The 21009-nt window shown below is 41.9% G+C and carries 14 protein-coding genes; all 14 read right to left on the bottom strand.

Going from position 1 to position 21009, the window contains the following annotated elements:
- Positions 1–20 precede the first annotated feature (20 nt).
- Positions 21–995, bottom strand: a complete 975-nt coding sequence (locus CDC37_RS21090; protein ID WP_096624845.1) for a glycosyltransferase family 2 protein — start codon at positions 993–995, stop codon at positions 21–23.
- On the bottom strand, positions 925–2121 hold the full coding sequence (locus tag CDC37_RS21085; protein WP_330220822.1) for a glycosyltransferase family 4 protein: 1197 nt from the start codon (positions 2119–2121) through the stop codon (positions 925–927). Before CDC37_RS21085 ends, CDC37_RS21090 begins: the two co-directional genes overlap by 71 nt.
- Positions 2122–2570: 449 nt before the next feature.
- Positions 2571–3455 carry a glycosyltransferase family 2 protein gene (locus tag CDC37_RS21080; RefSeq protein ID WP_096624843.1) on the bottom strand — a complete coding sequence of 295 codons (885 nt, stop codon included), beginning with the start codon at positions 3453–3455 and terminating at the stop codon, positions 2571–2573.
- A gap of 130 nt (positions 3456–3585) precedes the next feature.
- Positions 3586–4566, bottom strand: a complete 981-nt coding sequence (locus CDC37_RS21075) for a glycosyltransferase family 2 protein (protein WP_096624841.1) — start codon at positions 4564–4566, stop codon at positions 3586–3588.
- Positions 4567–4888: 322 nt separating this feature from the next.
- Positions 4889–5851: a glycosyltransferase family 2 protein gene (locus CDC37_RS21070; protein WP_096624839.1), complete on the bottom strand. Its 963-nt coding sequence runs from the start codon at positions 5849–5851 to the stop codon at positions 4889–4891.
- A 485-nt stretch (positions 5852–6336) separates the two neighbouring features.
- Complete coding sequence (gene hepA, locus CDC37_RS21065) at positions 6337–8169, bottom strand: heterocyst formation ABC transporter subunit HepA (RefSeq protein ID WP_096624837.1); 1833 nt, start codon at positions 8167–8169, stop codon at positions 6337–6339.
- A gap of 624 nt (positions 8170–8793) precedes the next feature.
- Complete coding sequence (hepC, locus tag CDC37_RS21060; protein WP_096624835.1) at positions 8794–9582, bottom strand: heterocyst development glycosyltransferase HepC; 789 nt, start codon at positions 9580–9582, stop codon at positions 8794–8796.
- Between the two features lie 885 nt (positions 9583–10467).
- Complete coding sequence (locus CDC37_RS21055; RefSeq protein WP_096624833.1) at positions 10468–12702, bottom strand: GumC family protein; 2235 nt, start codon at positions 12700–12702, stop codon at positions 10468–10470.
- 29 nt (positions 12703–12731) lie between these two features.
- A complete protein-coding gene (locus tag CDC37_RS21050; RefSeq protein WP_096624831.1) occupies positions 12732–13826 on the bottom strand; it encodes a glycosyltransferase in 1095 nt (364 codons plus the stop codon).
- 478 nt (positions 13827–14304) lie between these two features.
- Positions 14305–15660, bottom strand: a complete 1356-nt coding sequence (locus CDC37_RS21045; RefSeq protein WP_096624829.1) for an NAD(P)H-dependent oxidoreductase — start codon at positions 15658–15660, stop codon at positions 14305–14307.
- A gap of 550 nt (positions 15661–16210) precedes the next feature.
- Positions 16211–16765 (bottom strand): dTDP-4-dehydrorhamnose 3,5-epimerase, encoded by a 555-nt coding sequence (gene rfbC / locus CDC37_RS21040; protein ID WP_096624827.1) that lies wholly within the window; start codon positions 16763–16765, stop codon positions 16211–16213.
- Between the two features lie 57 nt (positions 16766–16822).
- Positions 16823–17863 carry an NAD-dependent epimerase/dehydratase family protein gene (locus tag CDC37_RS21035; RefSeq protein WP_096624825.1) on the bottom strand — a complete coding sequence of 347 codons (1041 nt, stop codon included), beginning with the start codon at positions 17861–17863 and terminating at the stop codon, positions 16823–16825.
- Between the two features lie 254 nt (positions 17864–18117).
- Positions 18118–19329 (bottom strand): L-2-hydroxyglutarate oxidase, encoded by a 1212-nt coding sequence (lhgO, locus tag CDC37_RS21030; RefSeq protein WP_096624823.1) that lies wholly within the window; start codon positions 19327–19329, stop codon positions 18118–18120.
- Between the two features lie 181 nt (positions 19330–19510).
- On the bottom strand, positions 19511–20284 hold the full coding sequence (gene rfbF, locus CDC37_RS21025; protein ID WP_096624821.1) for a glucose-1-phosphate cytidylyltransferase: 774 nt from the start codon (positions 20282–20284) through the stop codon (positions 19511–19513).
- Positions 20285–21009: the final 725 nt, after the last annotated feature.

Here is a 21009-nt window from a genome sequence, read left to right as displayed (position 1 = left end):
TGGCTTCTCAATTTTGGCTGCTATATTTTCGATTCTGGATTAACGGGCTGGGGTAGGGAAGGAGTTTGGCGAGAGTCTAACCAGGTTTGTAATCCTTGCCAACGTCCCTTGAGGGAAGCCAGCAATTTTCGTTGGGCGATCGCGCCTTCACTGGGTAGTAACCGCAGGTACTGGACTATACCAAATGCTTCGCGAGTGCCAATTAACACAGCCCAAGTCAGAAATACTAGTCTTTGCCAGGTGGAAAAATGTTCGAGTAGGGCTAGGGTTTCGTTATGGACGGCGTTGGTCCAAGCTAGGTCATTAAAGTTGTCCCGTTGGTCTTCATCAAAGCGTTGGGCTGGATAATGGTCTACAGCAACGGCTGGGTCAAAGATAATTTTCCAGCCAGCTCGTCGTAAAGCCAAATTAAAGGCCAGTTCAAAGTGTACCTGTGCCCCACTACCCCGCATCCGGGTGTCAAAATGCATACCTTGGATGGCGGTACGGCGAAAACTCATATTCACACCCTTGAGGACATCCACTTCCCGTGGTTGACCGACAGCCAGGTGGTGGTTGCCAATTGGTCGGCCAAACCACTGGATAATGCCGACGATTTCCCGTTCACCGGGTTCTTTGATTTGGTCTCCCACCCATTGCCAATCCCGACCTCCGACGGCTCCTATTTGCTCGTCACTCTGAAAGTAGGTGACAATCTGTTCCAGCCATTGGGGACGGGGGGCTGCATCATCATCGGTAAAGGCGATGATATCACCAGTGGCAATGCTTAATCCAGCATTCATGGCAGCCACTACTCCGGGGACACAAACCTGAATCGTTTGTAGTGGTAAGGATTCCCGTTCCCAGGTATCTAAAAAAGTCCAGGTTTGGGTATCGGTATCACGCACCGTCACAATCACCTGATCGACGGGTCGAGTCTGGGCTTTAAGCGCCGCCAAACAACGTTTCAGGTCTTGGGGACGACGATAGGTCGGGACTATGACGGTGACGCGCATTGTTCACAAATTCCTCAAATAAATCCACATAGGCTTGGGCTTTGCTGACCCAGGTATTTTGTTCGGCTACTTGACGGGCTGCTTTACCCATATTTTCCCGCAAAATGCGATCGCTTGCTAATTGACTTAATGCTTGGGCTAACCCTTCCACATCATCGGAATTTTCGAGAACAAACCCGCTTTCTGGGGTGACAAGTTCTGCTCCTCCGGCGGATGTGGCACTAATTACGGGTAATCCCGATGCCATTGCTTCCAATAGAACCAGGGTGCAGGCTTCGTAGCGGGAAGGGAAGACGAAAAAGTCAACGGCTTGCATAATTTTGGCAATATCGCGCCGGAAGCCGGTAAAATGAACCCGGTCAGCAATATTTAGTTTAGCCGCCATTTGGGGGTAGGGGCTACCTTCCGTATTTCCCACGACTACTAGGTGTAAATCGGGCACTTTGACGAGGGCGCGTAAAACCGTGTCCAGATTTTTACGGTTGGTACGGATATCCCCAGCGAACAAGGCTAAACATTTGTCGGTAGGTAATCCCAAATCTTGGGGATCAAGATTTCCGGGGACAAATTCGTCTATATCGACCCCATTATGGATGACGCGGATGTTATTGGGGGAAAGACCTAAATCATTGACCAGTTCCTGTTTAATTTTTTCGGAGACGGCAACAGCGATTTTTGTCCCTTGAAAAGCGGTTTTTTCCCATCCTGCATTTAAGGCGCTGTATAACCAGTGATAAAGTCCGTAGAGATTGCGGTGGATTTTGGCTGTGTGGACGGGGGAACGTCGCCACGCTGTATGAACAAATTGGGAAGTATTAATATCTGAAGGCGCGGAGGTGACAGCCCCGTAAACCTGTACTAGGTCAAATTCCTGGCGGTGTTTTCGTAACCAATTGGCGCTGCGTAGGGAAAAAACCATTTCTTTAATTAGGGCGGTGGGATATTGCTCCACGGGGAAATTGATCCACCGAATCTGTGGTGAAGCTTGTAGGTCTTCGGCAACCTTACGTGCAACTAGGGTGACTTCGTAACCCCGTCGGACAGCTTCCCAGACGATTTCGTAATTGGCTCTACCCTGACCATCACCTTTAATTACATAGGGTGTGATTATACACAATTTAATCATGATGATTTAGAGATAATAATTTAAAATTGAGAGTTTCTACCGTACTTGTGATGCCAAATTTATAGCCTGGAGCAGGGAATAGGGAAAATAGGTAACAATCAAAAATTATCTGTGGAAAATAAATATTATTTCCGATAATTTACAATCCTTTGGAGATTTTATCAAGCCGATTTAGCATCACAGACACAGAAGAACCAATTTTAGACAGTGTATTTTAGATAAATTTATTAGCGCCACAAACACCGATATTTTTAATCATAATCACTGCAACTCATTTATTTCGTATTTTCCATGGAAATATGCTTTTTCCGACAAGAGTCTGAGGATATATTTATCTTTTTCCCATATCTTCCTCCCTGATACTGATGAGCATCATTCAGGGAAGGAACCAGGAACAGTTCCCTATTCCTTTCTAAATGAGTATAGCGATCGCCCATTGAATCGAACATTTAAATATTAGCAGTCTGCCATAATCTTTGGATTTTCGAGCGACGCAGGATTTCTGGGAAAGCTGGTAAGGCTCGACGTTTAAACAAATAAACTGTCATGTGGATAAAAAATAAGGCTACAAATAATAATAATTTCAGGGGATTAGGGAATAAATCTTTGTAGCGCTTGATGCCTACATATAAACGGGCTGCTTCAATGGAGATTTCGTAATTACTGAGGTTGCCAATATCTGCAAATCGCATACTACTTTGGGAACCAGGAGCAATATGCATAACTAAAAGTTCCGGACAGTGGATAATTTTGTAACCACGGCGCAAAGCTCGTAAACACAATTCCGCATCTTCGTAACCAAAGAAAATATTCTCATCCCACTGTTCTTGGTCAAAAAAGTGACGGGGAAACAGGGTTGCATGAATTGCTACGGTTTCCGGTGTGGTATCGGTGGTAGCAAAATAACCTCGAAAGGTGAGCTTTCCGGATACCATTTCTTCTCCCTGGGGAGTGCGACTAACTCCGGATATAATGGTCAACTTTTGCTGTTCGGGAGACATTTGTTTGTAGCGATCAATTGCTTTGACAAAAAAATCAGCTTCCACACAAATATCATCATCGAGAAAGGCGACTAAATCGGTTTCCGAACTGGGAATGGAGTTAACCGCATTATTGCGATTTCCACAGACTCCGGTACGTGGTCCAAGAATATATTTTGCTTCCGGATAATAAGATGTAACAATATTTTGATTTTGTTGCTGCATCTCCACATCCGGGGAATCATCAGAAACCACCACGTGGTCGGGTTTCAATTCCGTATTTGCCAGTGCTTGCAAACAAGCTTGTAATTGTTGAGGACGGTTACGGGTTGTAATACAAGCGGAGATACGCATTTATGTTTTACCTGAATTAAATTAGTTGTGATAAAAATGACAGACAAAATTTAGAAAATATTTAAGCAAATCGAGGTATCTATAACTGGAAGAAAACTAGTACCAAAACGGAGTTAGTCTTAATACCATTTCAAAACCTAGCAGCGATTTTTGCGGGTGCAAAACTGAGGAACAAAGCCACAGCAGTCCGTAAACTAAACTGTTGATGGAGTGACTTCCACAAACAACTACGAGCATCCGTTACCTGTTGCGATCGCATCAATCCTATTCCTAGGCTGGTACTCACAAATCCGCATTGTTTTTGAAAATAGGATTTATAAGCCGACAAACGTTCATCATCCATAAATACCCCATAACAAAACATATCTGCTTGGGCTTTCCGAATTTTTGCCTGATAGTTACGAGTACCACTCTGATTGGTATCGGTTTGTTCGTGATCCCGATAGCGCGTCAGCTTCCCTGGGTAAAAATAAGCACCCATTCCAGTCCGACAACATAAATAATTTATATAGATATCCCAAGAACCACCGACTTCCGGAGGTATACTTTCCGGGTCGATTAATTCCCGCCGCATCACCGCCGCAGTTGCAGAAGATACCGCACGCTGCACCAGAGCTAATTCATAAAATGGTTGATATATCCCTTCTTGCAGGTCTGCGCGTTTATACCTCCGGGAATACTCACAGGTTTTTTCCTCGTCAATCCGACTATCAGCATCAATTACGTAATGGTCACAAAAAGCTAAGGCTAAATCTGGATTTTTTTCCAAGGGAGGAATTAACTTTTCTAAAAAATCCGGCTCCCATAAATCATCATCCAACAGAAAAGCCACATACTTACCCTGTGCCATTTTCAAAGCATTCATGGTGTTAGTGAACATTCCCAGATTCGCTGAATTACGGAAAAACCGGATTCTCCCATCTGCAAATGACTCAATCAGCGATCGCGGATCTTCTGGACTACAATTATCAGAAACAATAATTTCGATATTAGAGTAAGTTTGTCCTAATGCACTGAGCAATGCTTCTTTTAAATAATGAGGACGGTTGTATGTAGGTGTAATCACACTTACCATGGGTAAGTTATTTTGTTCATCAGTAGATATTGCCATATCCAGATACAACCTCTAACTTCATAAAAATTCCCATTTCGATTCGCTGATGCTGTTTACTAGTTTATGACCATTCGTGATGATTAACTGCTTGCTAGTATTTACCTAAACAATAGTTTTACATATACAAAATTTAGATGAAGCATAGCCAGGAAAAAGGCAATTTAGATTTTGTATATGCACGAATTTTTTGGTTGCTAAGAATAAAGAGGGTGTTATATTCTGTTGATATTTATACTACATCATTTATTCACCAATATTTCAGAACTAGTGAACATAGCTGAAAATATCATTTTGCCGTCAGCGCAGACTATTACCACCTCTAACTACTAACAACCTCTGAGCTTTTCTGGGGAAACAGTCTCCACATTTTGCTACTTTTAAGCAGAAAGCGCATGATAAAGTATAATTTGTCGGATGTAGAATATAGGGGCCACTGCCAGATTAGCTGAATAATTTGCCATGTTTTTAACCAGGAAAAAACTCCCTCATAGTAATATTTGGTTCTTTGATATTGCAGATTATTGCCTAGGCTTACCCGTCGTGGATCATTGATTTTCTCGAGAAATTGATTAATGTATTCATTAGTCATTTCAATTCCCGCTAAGTCCCGTGCTGGATTCGCAGATGAACTCTGGGTTGTGATGTGATTATTTGCATCATGAATGCGATAACCACCGAGAAAATCTGGTAATGTTTTGATATCGCCGAGGAAAGAGGTGCAGTAGATAATACATCCATCCATGCAAGTACGCCATTTAACCGCATTCACAGGAAAGACCTGGGAAAGTGCATAACGACGGTAAGAAAGTGCTGATGTTGGCGGGAAAAACCAAGCATTGCCGGTTTTAATAATTAATTCAGCCAAATTATTCGGTAGAGCCAAGGGTGGGGAAGTCTCTAGTTGATTGCCATCGGCATCAATATTTTCTAATTGATGCATCACCCCAACAACTTTTGAGTCAGCAAACTCCCGAACAATCCGCTCTAATTTATTTGGTTTCCATATATCATCTGCGTCGAGAAAAGCAATTATTTCCCCACTTGCTGCGGCAAATCCGGTATTAAATGCACCTCCCTGTCCTTGATTAGCTTGAAAAATCGCCCGAACTCGATCGGAATTTTGTTTTTGAATGTTTTCAATCACCTCGCGACTGTTATCTGTAGAGCCATCATCTACAATCACAATCTCGAAATTTTGGTAACTTTGCTTTAACACGGAAGTTACGGCTGCGGTCAAATAACGTGCATAATTGTAGTTAGCAATAATAATAGAAACCAACATGGGCGTTTAAATGTGAAAGTATAGAATAACTAATAGTTAGTAACTTTGCACTTCTGATGATTACTAAAAAGGAGACAACTTCGGCGAGTTCATGTAACTATCCTGAGTTTTGCATCTTATTGCATCCCACTTCTTACATCCTGAACCAGATTCCACAGATGGATATAGATGTGTGACACATCTAATGTGATAATATTAACCCCTAAAATCTTAAATGTGGATTACACGTAGGTATGCTCTACAAAATCTTTAATTTGCTATAAAGATTCTGCCCACACTCAGGTGTAGGCGGAATTAATGTAGTATGTAGAGATGGAAAACAACCTATAATTATGGTTTTTCCGGATTTTTCACAAACTCCTAAAAATTCCGGTGATTAGTCCGTGATGGAAGTAGGAAAAATCCACTTTCATAAATTCTGGTGTATGTATTACGTGACGGCTACTCCCTGACCCCACCCGTCGTTTTTAGTGTGGTCGAATATTTTAGTTGGCATATCCAGATTGGTGTTGCATTTGGTGATATCGCCAAAACTTACCACGTTGTTCGAGTAAATCTTGATACCTACCTTGTTCAACAATATATCCACCTTCTAGAACTACCACCTTATCAGCCTTGGCAATTGTTGAAAGTCGATGGGCGATCGCAATTACGGTTCGACCCACAGATAGCTGTTCAATCGATTCTTGAATTAATCTTTCGGAGACCGAATCCAAAGCACTAGTGGCTTCATCTAAGATGAGGATTTCGGGATCACGTAGTAAAGCTCGAGCGATCGCAATTCGTTGGCGTTGTCCCCCTGATAAACGTACCCCCCGGTCTCCCAATCTTGTATCAAATCCTTCCGGCATATCCTCAATAAATTCTAGGGCATTGGCTAATTTAGCGGCTTTACGGATTTGCTCTTCCGTTGCATCGGGGGAACCGTAGGCAATATTTTCACGTACAGAGGTATTAAAAATAAATGTATCTTGGCTAACAACGGCCATGCGCTGACGCAGGGTGTTGATGTCTAATGTTCGTAAATCCACGCCATCAATGAAAATTTGCCCCTCTGTGGGGTCGTAAAATCGTGGGATCAAATCGGCTAGGGTGGTTTTACCTGCACCGGAAGAACCTACCAAGGCGGTCATTTTCCCGGACTCAATTGATAGGGTGACGTTATGCAACACCAAATTTTTTTGGTCGTAGGCAAAGTCTACAGAAACGATATCAATGGAACGTTTTAAGCCTTTGAAGGGCAGATAGCCATTTTCAAAGTAGGTTTTGTTGTCGGTACGTAATAATTCCTTAATTGCTTCTAGGGAACCACTGAGGGTACTGAGGAAGGCTAATGTACCATTGATATCCTGAACACTGGGGACTACCCGTACCAATACAAAGAAGAATGTTAATAATGAAGCTGCCGGAATCGTAAACTTGGTAAAGGAAACAATAATCAAGCTAATCATCGCCGTAGTTGCGATCGCTTCAGCAATGGGTTTCACTAATAACCAAGCATAAACGACTTTGTTGGATGCGTTTAACAATTTTAAACTGTTATGATAAAATCGCCGACGTTCGTATTCTTGGGTGGCAAAGGCTTGGACAGTGCGAATCCCGTTAATAAATTCAAAGGCATTGGAATTAAATACGGCGTTGGCTTCAGAAATTCCAAAACTAGCTTCCCGACCTCTTCGATTTAAAGTAGTTAAACCAACCGCTAATAGGGAAAAAACTAAAACGGAAATCAAGGACAATTGCCAAGAAATTAGAAACATGCAGATGAAGTAAACTACCACTACTGCTGCGCGGGTGAGGAAAAAGGCTACTCCTCCAAATACTTGTTTTAGCCTTTCAATTTCCGTTGTCATGGTATTGACTATTTCCCCGGAACGAGTATCGGTAAAATAACCAAGGGGAAGAGATTGTAATTGTTCAAATATTTGTTTTCGTAAACGGTCTGCTAGGAGTAATTGAACTTTTTCGTTGTAAATACCAGCAAAATAACCAAATAGGGAACGAATCCAGGTACTTAATAGAATCAATAGGGAGACAACATAAAGGGGATTAATCACTGCTGCATTGGCACTAATCCAGTTATCAAGAATAGCAATCCCAATTTTCGCTGGTTGATCGGGTGAAATTAAGCTTTGAAGAAAGGATAGTAGAAAACCAATACTCACCCCTTCAAAGGATGCTGTAAATAGGGTAAAGATAACCGCAAGAACAGTAGCCCGACGAAAGTGTTTAAACTCCCGTAAAATTAAATAATTATCCTGCCAAAACTTTGTCGCCTTGACTAGACTTCCCATGAGAGATGATATTTGAAGACCCATAATTTTTTATACGTTTAATTCGCCATTACAGAATAATCGATTTTGATGCAACCTTATTAATATCAGGTTAAGGTGTTGTCAGTTTGGCAAGAGATAGAGAATTAAATTTTGCAGTTAGTTAGGATAGGATAAATAATTTAATTAGTTTAGCGACTGGAATAAAGTGTTTTTGATGACTTTGGCAAGAAGCAACTAGGTGTCTATGGATGATTTGGAGTATTTTCATCAATGAATTTGCCGACTCTGCACAAAATCTGAAAATATTGATTAGTTAATAAGTAGTAGGTGCAATTCAACATAAAATCGCAATGTAACCGACATTCGGTTCAAAGTCTTACTCCTACTCAATGCTCCCTACTCCCTGATCTCAAAGATAATTTTCACCACCTACTTACATAGTTATAGTTAATGACATTTTTTACACTACTTAATCTTGGCACTAAGTATGACTAGTATCAATACCTCATGAATACTTTAAACAAATACTTTAATATATGGGTAGAAAATTGCTTACTGAAAAACCCGACTTCCTCAGTCGGGTTTCTAGTTTGTTTTCCCAACATCTTCCTTCTTTTGGTGGGGATTACCAGATTCCAGCGACAATCCCCTAATCCAATTTGCAAATTACAGGGTTTGACTATCTAAATGTAGTACTTTAGTATCTGATTCAATTTGCCACTTGCTGGTAATTCCGAAAAATCCTTTGCTTTGTGAAAATTCCCGGTTTTGTTCTAATACCTCCTCTAGAGACCAACCCCGGTGTCCAAACAAGGAGATTTCCCCACGCAGAACATTGATCAGTTGGGGTAGGTTATCTAAACCTAATTTGCAAAGTGTCCAAGTTACTAAGTTGTTTTCATCCTGGATATGGAGTTTGAGTCGCTGAAAGATTTTTCCTCTTTTGCCAACATACCATTCTGGAGAAAATACTTCACCGGGAGAATATATTTGCATCACCGTAACCAAGCACAAAAAAACTGGACTCAGAGCAATTAGCAATATCAATGCGACTATCCATTCCAGCACCAATTGCACAGGTTGGCTCAAGTTGCTTGGTGATTGAAAATGTCTTTCTAATCGGGATATATTTAAATAAACTGGTTTTTCCGCTTGTGCGCAGGCTTGTGTCCAGGTTTTGATTCGATATTCTCCCAGATGGGGATCTAAACGAACTATGCTAACAGGAGAATGTTTGAGGCATTTAACTAGGTTCTCAGTATTATCAAGTGCTGGTAAGTAAGGTTGTTTTTGTTGTCCTGCTGGCAAAACTAATAGTTGTCCCATCCGCCATTTCAAACTACAGTAGGGGGAGTCGCTAGTATTTTCTAATTTATTTTCGGTGAAATCTCGACTGTTGTAACTGTTCTCAATTCTGGGAGCATTGTCTAATTTCGGAATTATGGAGGTTTTCATATTGATTATACTTAATTGATTGTCAGACACTTGGACTGGAAGATAGTCCACTGTATAGGCGAATTGATGCTAGTAATGCTTGCAAATTATATATTCCCAGCTTTCCCAAAAAATACTGATACGGTTGCAAGGGCGGTGGACAGTTTTTCTACTGAAGTTTTGCTACTGGTTGGGGGATTTCTTGAGCAGACCTGTTTGCCTAATTACTTATTTTTTCAGAGGTTGATTTCCACAAGATTGCGGATTTCTACTGCTGATTGTTTGTATTTTTTGCAGATTGCTTAATTTCTAGGATACCTAACATCTTTACTGATGACAAAATATTAGGTTCATTCTTTATTCAGTCTTTAATTTCTCGGCTGCTCGCTGCCGGAATTATTAAGCTGTGATAAACTGTCAAAACTGGGTAAATACGTAGTTTTTAACTATAAATTCTCAATGATGATTATAGCATTATCCTACAGATGAATTTGTTTTCTTTGTATTTTTTCACCAAAAACCAGTGAATATTCGTACTCCCTTGATGCGGAGGGAGTGGGAATAAGCTATTTTATTGTTTGGTTGTGTCCCAACAACATGGGGGCTGACTGAAAGCTGTAGGTTTATTGATTGCTGAATTAAAAGGATACAGAACTTTTTAATTGAAGATAGGCAATAGGCAAATAAAAAATGCGATCGCGTCCTGATTACAGGAGGAAATCGCATGTTTTATAGTTGTATCGATATTGAGGAATATAACAAAGACTAAAAACCAAAAACTGTCACCCTACATTTGAAGTAAGTGAGGGTAAGGGTTGAGTAATGGATTAATTTTCCTACTATTCCCTATTCCCCATTCCCTACTTCCTGTCAGTTTTAGGGATTTGTGAGAAATCCTGGTGATGATTACTTTTCGACAGCTTGTTGCAGGGCTAAACGATGTTGCTGGTTGTAAGGAATATAGGTGCTATCGGAATTACTAACTCCGTTGGCAACTACCCCAATTAAATTCAGTTTGGTTAACATTGCTGTAGCTTGGGCTAATTGCGATCGCGTGATTCGACCAATGCTTGCAACCATAATTGTGCTGCGACAAGCAGAACCAGCTAATAAGGCATCAACAATACCCAAAACATGGGGTGCATCAACCAAGACTAAATCGTAATTATCCTCGAAGGTGGCCATTAATTGGTTCATTCGGGGAGAACTGAGTAGGTTGGCTGGGTCAGCTGGTACAGGACCTGCTGTCAGTATATCAATAAACGAGGAACCGGAGGATTGGATACTAATCTGGTTGGGCAAATCCACATCGTTTGCTAGTAAGGTGGATAAACCCTGTTCGTTGGGTAGGTTTAATTGTTTATGTAAACTCGGTTCCCGGAGATTGGCATCAATCAGCAGGACGCGTTTATGTAATCTAGCTGCACTCATGGCTAATCCCAGAGCTAAAGCGGATTTACCATCGTCCGGTAAAGCTGATGTCACCATCAATGATTTGAGCGCTGTTACGGAGTTGAGCAACTCAATATTTTTGTAAATTAAATCCAAGGATTCCCATCGGGGAGAAGACTGGAGAACTTGAATCGTCCAAGGTGCTGATGCATCGGGTTTGCCGAAGGGTAATTTGATCACCGAATCCCGGTTCCTTGCGGGTGGCAGTTTGGGGGTAGTACCCAGTACGGGAATGGCAAATTGTTTTTCTAGTTCGGCAGTTGTGTGGACAGCATCATCGGAAGCTTCCCGGATTGCGGCGGTAATTCCCCCTAAAATTAAACCGACCACACCTCCTAGCATCAAGTTCTGCTGCATGTTTGGTCCCTGAAAAATACCTTTTTGGGGTTTTTCCACCACTTCCCAAACAAATCCACCCTTATCCAATTCCTGACGGAGTTTTTGTTCTGCCCTCAGCAATTCCTCTAATCTTTGGCGATTGAGGTTGACAAGGGGCTGTAAGCGGTTAAATTCCGCCAACAGAGCCGGATAGCGTTTTAATTCAGCTCGCACTTGATTTTCTTTTTGGTTCAAGGTTTGGTCGCGAGCTTGTAACCCGAAAATATTGGTTTGAGCTTCCACTAGTTGGGCTGCCAAATTCAAGTCAATTTGGCTATCATTACCTTGGGATTGCAGGTCGTTGGTAATCACCTGGTTAATTGCATTGGGGTCTCCTCCCAAGGTTTTGGCAACTTCCTGTTGGAGGAGTATTTGTTGGCGTTGACGCTGTTCCACGAGTTTAACTACACTGGGAGCCTCATCGGTAAACCGTAACCTTTCCTGTTCCAGGGCTAAATTGGTTTTTTGGATCTCGTTGAGCAATGATTGGTAGCGGGTTGATTGGCTTAAGCGGGCTGATACCAGGGCGTTTTGGGGTGTGCGTTGCAACTGAGTCCTTAAGGAATTGTATCTTGCTAGAACCTCATTGTGTTGAGCGCGGACATTACGTCGTTCCTGTTCAATTACCGCTAATTCCTGCTCAAGATTTTTGACTTGGGATTCCGGATCAGTTAGGTTTTGGGTTTTACGGAATCTCAGTAATCGGGTTTCCGAATCCGCTAGGTCTTTGCGCACCCGTTCGAGTTGTTCGTTAATCACCTTCAAACCTTTGCTGAGGCGATCTTCCTGCTGTTGTTCGTTGTATTCTAAATAGACTTTTTGCAGGGCTTCGAGAACACGTTGGGTTTTTACCGGGTCTGTGTCGGTATATTTTGCGTCAAATATTTTGGTGGCGACGTTATCTTCTTTTTCCTTAACTTGGGATAACACTAAGGAGCGCCGTACCCGCTCAACCGTCAGGTCGGGATAATCCGCTTCCAACATGGCCACAGCTTTTTGGATGTGTTCGGTATTACGCATCAAATTTAACTGTGTCGCCGTGTCGATCTCGATACTGGGGTCGGTAAATTGGGTTCCAGAAACCTCACCACCTTGCTGTTTACCCCTAAAGTTGGGTTCGACCAGCAGTTGCATTCCACTTTGATAGGTGCTTGGAGTTCGTTTGGTGATGAATCCGGCGATCGCAATCGAAGCTAAGAAAACTCCTAAAAACCAAGGAAATCGCCTGACTAAAATCGCAAACAATTGTCCATACCCCGGATCGTTATCCGTGGCTGGTTTGAGAACTGGATTGACTGTGGTCTGAATCACTTTTTTTATCCCTCAGCTAACAAATCAGTTTATGATTTTTGCAAGCTACAAGCCTGTGCAATTACTTGGTTGACTTTGCCGAAAAAGGCTTCCTCGGAAAAGTTTTGGACGGCATGATTACGTATAATTTCGTAATTCCAGTTTGTGGCTTCAGCTTCCATCAAGGCAGCTTGCAATGATTCCGGGGTCTGACGTTTGAAAAATACGCCGGTTTTACCGGGAATTTGGGTGTCTAAAACTCCACCTGCTCCGTAGGCAACTACGGGTGTACCACTAGCATTTGCTTCTACTGGTACTAATCCATAGTCTTCTAAAGCTGCAACGATTACTGATTTAGCCTCAGCAAACAGTTGTGTGCGTTTAGCGTCACTAACATGTCCTAAAAATTCCACGTTTGGCATTGCCCTAGCTTGTAGTCTTTCCCGTTCTGGACCATCACCAGAAATTAATAATCGCCATCCTAACCAATTGAATGCTTCAATTATGATATCTAGTCGTTTATAGCTAATCATTCGGGCAGAAGCAAGGTAATATTCGTCTTTGACGTTAGAATAGGTGAATTTGTGCGTATCAATCGGATAATTAATGACGATGGCTTGTTTGCCGTAGGTTTTTTGAATCCGACGGGCGACAATGCTAGAATTGGCAATGTATAGGTCTGGTTCCTGGGAATAGGACAGATCCACTTTACGCATCACCCCAAAAATTTGTTCAATTAAAGGGGCAAAGTAACGGTAATCTCCATATTCTCGCAAATAGGTTTCCGTATCCCACAAAAACCGTGTGATATTGTGACAAAAACAAATATGTTTGGCACCGGGCTTTTTTTTGACCGCCTTCGCAAAACTGGTACTACTGCTAATGATTAGATCGTAGTCTTGTAAATCCAGAGACCGAAATGCCGGAAAATAAAAGGGTGCCATGAGGCGAAAGTATTTGGCTGCACCAGGGATTTTTTGTAAAAAGGTGGTATTAACAATCCGGTCGCCTAAATCAATGGTGCGATCGCGGTCATATAATGATGTATATATATCAGCGTCGGGGTAGCGTTTACATAGTAGTTCAAATACACGCTCTGCCCCACCACGCTGGGTTAAATAATCATGGACGAGAGCAATTTTCATATCAGTATTCCCTGAGTTTTTGAATATGAGTTGGCATAATGCCTCCACATCTGGGTGTGTCTCTAATGGTCAATCGCCAAATAAATGCGAATTCTATTGTGATAGTTTTCTCCCTTGAGTTACCCCGGATTTCTCACAAGTAAGTTATGAGTCTTGAGTGAAGGATTAATTTCCCTTCTACTCCCTAATCACTATTCCCTACTCCCTATCGGTTTTAGGAAATTGTGAGAAAGACAGGTTACGTAACTTAGATTGGTGAAATTGCAAATAAATCAGTTAATATAATTTATTTTTAAAGCTATATAACCAGTGTGATTGTGCCCTACACCTTTGTAAATCGTCGCAACCGACGGTTTCTTTATATTATGATTACTCCTAGGTCTAAATGCATGTCATCTGGATATATTTACAGACATTTAAAACTAAAAATATCAAATCTAAATAATTCGGTTGCACGATTTACGAGGATTTACGGAGTTTAAACTGCTGCCATTACTTTTTGAGGGGCAAAATAGGCATCTTGTTCCGCGCGTAGGCGATCGCACAGTCTACCCGTCGGCAGTTCGACATCATCGTAGGTGAGTACTTGATCTTTGGGGATATCCCGTTTGAGACGACATCCTTCCGCTAATCCCATTGGTAATAGTTTTTGCTCTCTGGTAATATCTGAGCGCTCACACTGTCCGTAGGTCATGTAGTAGCCAATACCATCTAGGGTTTCTCCAGCCTTCAGGTCAATTTTGGCGGTGGTAACCACATCTACCTGGGGCGCTCCCAGGGGACTGAGGACAGAATCTTGGCAGAGGACGACACGAGCCACGGAAATCGGCACTTCAAAATGACACAGGTGGTAAGGGGTATAGAAACTGTATAGTGGTCCTTCCCCAAGTTTATAAAGGTTTAAATAGTGCTGTTGTTTCGGGTCGTCATGGGTTGCAAATACAAACACACCCGGACCAGGTTTGACACCGACAACGTAATCAACGATACCACCAAGCGCCTTGAGTTGCTCCACGTCATACATTTTGGTGATATCGTCCACATGACCAGTATAGTTGAGATTAAACCGCTCAATTAGCTCCTCTTTGTGGCGATTAAAGTCGTAACCAATCATACCCCGTTTAGCAATGGTCATCCCAGTCGCATTCGCCACGATTGCCTGCTCAAAGGAAATTTTGGTGCCATCGGCGAAGCTAGTCACCATGTGGGCTTTTTGTTTCCACTGCCGTGCAAAGGCTTCCTGGGTGGTAGGATTGCGGTAGGGGTCTTGCAAGCCTTTGATATTACCGCACAGCAGGGGAGTTAAACCGATACTTTTCACAAATCGGTATAGATTCGCCTGTACTCCCGGTTGATCCCCATCACAAGCAGTGAGAATCACCCCCGCTTTATCAGCGTAAACCTTGAGAATACAACCAATTGTCCCATCTAATTCCGCATTCATCATCACCACATGTTTGTGGTTTGCGATCGCCTCCATGACCACCTGTGCGCCAAATTCCACAGCCCCTGTGACTTCAATCAAGGCATCCAAACCCTGAGCGCGACATAATAACATAGCATCATCAGTGACCGCATATGCACCGCGAGCGATCGCGTCTTCTAGTTGGGTGATATTGGTGACTTCTTGAACTGATTCGATACCTGCCTCAGCGTAAGCACGTTTGGCAGCTTCCAAATTACGGTTAAAAATTGCTACCAATTCCATTCCCGGTACGGAGTTAATAATTTGGTTCGCAATTCCCCGTCCCATGAAACCCGCACCAATCATCCCCACCTTCACGGGATTACCAGCTTCTGCCCGTGCTTGTAATGCGCGATCGACAATAATCATTAATTCTACTCCTGTACGTAACTCTTTATTTTGACCCTGAAATTTTTAGTCACATAACTTCCCAATTGGTTCCACTGATGAATCTACCTACTTGCTCAATAAGGAAGTTAGCAAGCCCTAATTAAGTACTCACCCTGATGCAAATTTCACGCTCTGTAATATTCTTCTGTTCTGGAGTAGCATCACCCTATCCGTATATTTTCCCTCAGTAAAATTATGTATCTGAAACTCTATGTATTTAAAATCACATTTTACCATCTGGGGAATTAACAAGATAAATATTTTGCTCCAGTCCAGCGCATAAAAGTGTTTGAACAATTCAGAGCTTTTGGATAATCCAAAATCCAGACATAGACCTCAAAGCTAAACTCTTGACTCAGAGGGAATCTCCACCCAGGTTAGAGACATCTCAAATCTATTTCCGGATTATTTAGATATACTTTCCACGGTCAATCAGTGAGATTTTAGTTGAGATAAATCCCTAAAGGTCAACCGTCAACAAACCCCAAGAAAAATATCTCAGCGTGCAAACTATAATCCAAAATCCCAATTAACCTTCCGCAGCTCCCACGGTCATCATTCGGAGTAAAGGCCAATTTAAATCTTTTTCCGAAATCTCCGTAACTTCCATCGGCCATTGGATATTGAAAAAGGGATCATTATAACGTAAACCTTTTTCGTAACCGGGTGTATAAAATTCACCGACTTGGTACAGAACTTCCGCACCATCGGTCAAAGCTTGGTATCCGTGGGCAAACATTTCCGGTACGTACAACGCTCGATGATTGTCAGCCGTCAATTCCACCCCAATATGTTGCAAAAAGGTTGGCGATTCGGGACGCATATCAATAATTACGTCGTAGATTTCACCTTTGACGCAACGTACTAGTTTAGTTTCTGCTGCTGGAGGAGTTTGATAGTGCATCCCCCGCAGTGTACCTTTTTTATAGTTAAATGAAAGGTTACATTGGGCAACAGCAGGTTTTAAACCGTGTTCTTCAAATTCCTTAGCACAAAATGTCCGGGCAAAGAAACCACGATGGTCGTGTTTTTCTTCCAATTCAATGATATATGCCCCTTTCAGTTCTGTTTCAATAAAACGCATGTTTCCCTCAATACAAATTAATTATTAGTCAATACTAGTCAATTCCCTATCCAACAGTTACACGCCAACAGTGGTTTTTGTCCAGAAGAAGTCCTTGTCAATTTGTTGGGTGCGGATTAAATATTCCAGTTGTTTTAAGCGGGTAAATCCAGGTGAATTAAACACTTCTGGAGTCATATCAATCCGAGAAAAGATGTCATACAATTGCTTTGCACCTCGTTGTGCATCCCAATCACATTTAAACCCTGGTAAAAGGGTATTAATTTTCTCAAAGGAAACCCGATAACTGCGATTGTCCGCACCCTGTGTACCAAAGCTGAGTTCACAACCAGGAAACACCTCTGCAACGATTTCGGCAATTTCTTTCACACGATAATTATTGCTAGTGTCACCAACATTAAATATTTGATTATGAACAATATCCCTTGGTGCTTCCAATGTACAAACAATCGCTTTGCAAATATCTAAAGCATGAACTAAAGGTCTCCAAGGTGTACCATCACTAGTCATTTTGATTTGTTTCGTTGTCCAAGCTAATCCTGCTAAGTTGTTCAACACAATATCAAACCGCATCCGGGGTGAAGCTCCAAAGGCTGTCGCATTTCGCATGAAGGTGGGGGAAAAGTTATCATCTGCGAGGGGTTTTACATCCCGTTCCACCAGGGTTTTACACTCAGCGTAAGCAGTTTGGGGATTAACGGGGGATTCTTCGGTGACATCACCTTCTGTTGCAACTCCGTACACACTACAGGAAGACATGTACACAAAACGACGTACTCCCGCTTTTTTTGCCAAATTGGCAAGACGTAGAGAGCCTTTGTGGTTAATATCATAGGTAATGTTGGGGGCAAGTTGTCCGGTGGGGTCATTGGAAAGTTCTGCCATGTGAACAATGGCATCGACACCTTGGAGGTCTTCGAGTTCAATGTGGCGGATATCTTTGTTGAGAGTTTTAGCTGTGATATTGGTACCGTTATATAGCCAACCAGTTTTGTAATAACCTGTATCTACGCCAATTACTTCATGACCGCGTTCAATGAGTAAAGGTGGTAATAGGGAGCCTAAGTATCCTTCTGTACCAGTGACTAAAACTTTCATGATTGCAGTTCCTGTAGAATAGTGGAATAAATGAGTTGATGAGAGGGTGTAATCGCAGTTAATTCTGATTTTAATTCTGCCGTTACACACCCCCGATAATGAATTTGGTTAAAGGTTGACGGTTAACTGTCAACAAATTTTATCGCGAGTAAAAAATATAACCATTACGACTGGAAGTAATCGTAAATATATTTACGTGAATTCTAGTTTACAAGGTAATGGTAAATTTGCCTCACGAAAAATATCGTACTGTTCTAGACTGAAACGGTACGTACAGAAGTAGGCTGAGGAATTTCGGCAACAATTGCTTTGCCGATTTCCAAGGATGATGTGGCTGCGGGGGAGGGAGCATTGCAGACATGGACAGCATTTTCGGTGTGGATAATCAAAAAGTCATCCACTAGTGCGCCATTTTCCATCAAAGCTTGAGCGCGTACTCCTGCATGGGTGGGAATTACATCTGCGGCTGTTACTTCCGGGATTAGTTGCTGGAGACTACGTACAAAGGCGGCTTTACTAAAAGAACGGATAATTTCTTTAATTCCTTCGTCGGCATGTTTAGCAGCTAATTTCCAAAAACCCGGATAGGTCATGACCTCAGCAAAATCCCGTAAATCGAAATCAGTTTTGGTATAACCTTCCCGTTTGAGACTGAGAACCGCATTGGGTCCAGCGTGGACACTACCATCAATCATGCGGGTAAAGTGGACACCTAAAAAGGGAAAAGCTGGATTGGGTACGGGATATATCAAACCCTTGACTAGATAGCGTTTTTCCGGTATTAGCTCGTAATATTCGCCTCGGAAGGGAACTATTTTCGCTTGCGGATTCACCCCTGCTAACTTGGCTATGCGATCGCTAAATAATCCAGCACAGTTAATCACAAATTTGGTCGCAAATTCACCGTTATTGGTTTCAATAATTTGGCGATCGCTGGTGGATATAATCCGTAAAACTTTGGTATTTAGACGTAATTCACCACCTTGAGTTTGTATCGTTTCCGCGTATTTACAACAGACCTGCTTGTAGTTTACTATACCTGTCGTTTTCACGAAAATTCCCCCCACACTACTGACATGGGGTTCATATTCCTTCACTTCCTCTGCCGAAATCCGCTTGACTGGGATACCATTATCCAAACCTCGCTGGTATAAATTTTCCAGTCGAGGCAGTTCAGCTTCCTTTGTGGCGACAATCACTTTACCGCAGACTTCGTAATCAATGCCGTGTTCTTGACAAAATTGCACCATTGAGTTAGCGCCATCACGACAAAACTTCGCCTTAAAGCTACCGGGTTTATAGTAAACTCCCGAATGAATGACACCACTATTGTTACCCGTTTGGTGAAATGCCCACTGGCTTTCCTTTTCTAGGACTAAAATTCGAGCATGGGGATATTTTTTACCTAACATCATCCCCGTCGATAGTCCAACAATACCTCCACCAATTATCGCAAAATCATACATAGGTGCGCTAACCCCTGTAACTAAACTCTATTATTTTCGATTTACAGCTTTTGTCCCAGTTTTCAAGCATTTACACCCACATTTGGCGCAAATCCAGAGAAATTGTAGGGAGTGGGGAACTGGGAGTAGTGAAGGAATAAGATAACTTAGTTTTCCATCTCCTGTTTCCTAATATTCTCTCCTACCAAACTTTCCAGGGAGCTTTGTTACTACTCCAAAGTCCTTCTAGGTAATTGCGGTCTCTGAGGGTATCCATCGGTTGCCAAAAACCGTCGTGTTTATAAGCACTGAGTTGTTCTTTAGCAGCTAATGTTTCTAGGGGTTCCTTTTCCCAAACGGTTTCATCTCCAGGAATCAGGTCAATGACCTCTGGTTCGAGGACGAAATAACCACCGTTAATCCAAGCACCGTCACCTTCTGGTTTTTCTCGGAAACTACTAATTTTGGTTTGTTCTGCACCGAGGACAATTGCACCAAATCTTCCCGGTGGTTGCACCGCAGTCATTGTTCCCAAGGTTTTCTGGTTTTTGTGAAATTCCACTAATTCCGTAATATTCACATTGGAAACACCGTCACCATAGGTAAAGCAAAAGGTTTCGTTTCCAATATGTTCCCGTACCCGTTTCAACCGTCCTCCGGTCATGGTGGTTTCTCCGGTATCGACCAAAGTCACTTTCCAAGGTTCCGCTTTACCTGCATGGACATTCATTTGATTAAAACGCATGTCAAAGGTGACATCTGACATGTGTAAAAAATAATTAGCAAAATATTCCTTAATTACATACCCTTTATAACCACAGCAAATAATAAAATCATTAATACCGTGGGCTGAATAGGTTTTCATGATATGCCAAAGAATTGGCTTACCACCTATTTCTACCATTGGTTTTGGTTTGATACTGGTTTCTTCGCTTAAGCGAGTTCCTAATCCCCCAGCCAAAATTACTGCTTTCATATCTGAGCCTTTGTTGAAATAGGTAGATGAACAGTGAATTTAAATTCTTTTTCCTGAGAAAATAAAGTTAGTATCAGTGGGAATTTAAGGTTTTAGGAATGGATTTGATATTCCCATAATCGTTAACTTAATCATTCCAATCGCCGTCACTGCTTTTGCTTTTCTCAGTATCTAATCTAACCGTATTTTTACGATAATATATAAAGTCCTGGTAAACTCACCGTTTATATCTGTGAAAAGATGAAAAAGCCTGTTTCTCTAGTTAGTACAGAATTGTCAAGGGAAGTTTTTGATATCAGTAATTATCAGAATCTGATTTGAATATTGATCATGAGTTGCGTAGCTAAGGAACAGGGTTGGGTGGAACTCTTAAGGAAGCTGTACTTAGTTTTTTCAAAAATAAAATATTACTCCTAATAGTTGATTTGCACTATTTTGATGCTATTTACTCTTAACTAGGGTTTGTTTAGAATAGTAAAACTCTTATCTTGTAAGCTTTTGAGGGTAGTTTAGTCGCCAAAAGTGCAAAGAAATAGGTGTACAGGAGCTACAAAAACCTTGCATCTGTCATTTTTTGGAGCTGATGAAAAGTAGAATTGTTGGCTTCAAACTACTCCCTACCCTCCCTCAAAGACTTTTTCCGCAGATTCTAACTACCACCTAATACTTGACCAACCCAGAATAACGACTGGGAGTCAGGGAGTAGCCATCTCGTAGATGGGAAT

The organism is Calothrix sp. NIES-3974 (genome assembly GCF_002368395.1).
Lineage (GTDB): Bacteria > Cyanobacteriota > Cyanobacteriia > Cyanobacteriales > Nostocaceae > NIES-3974.
This window is presented reverse-complemented; position numbering and strand designations above follow the sequence as displayed.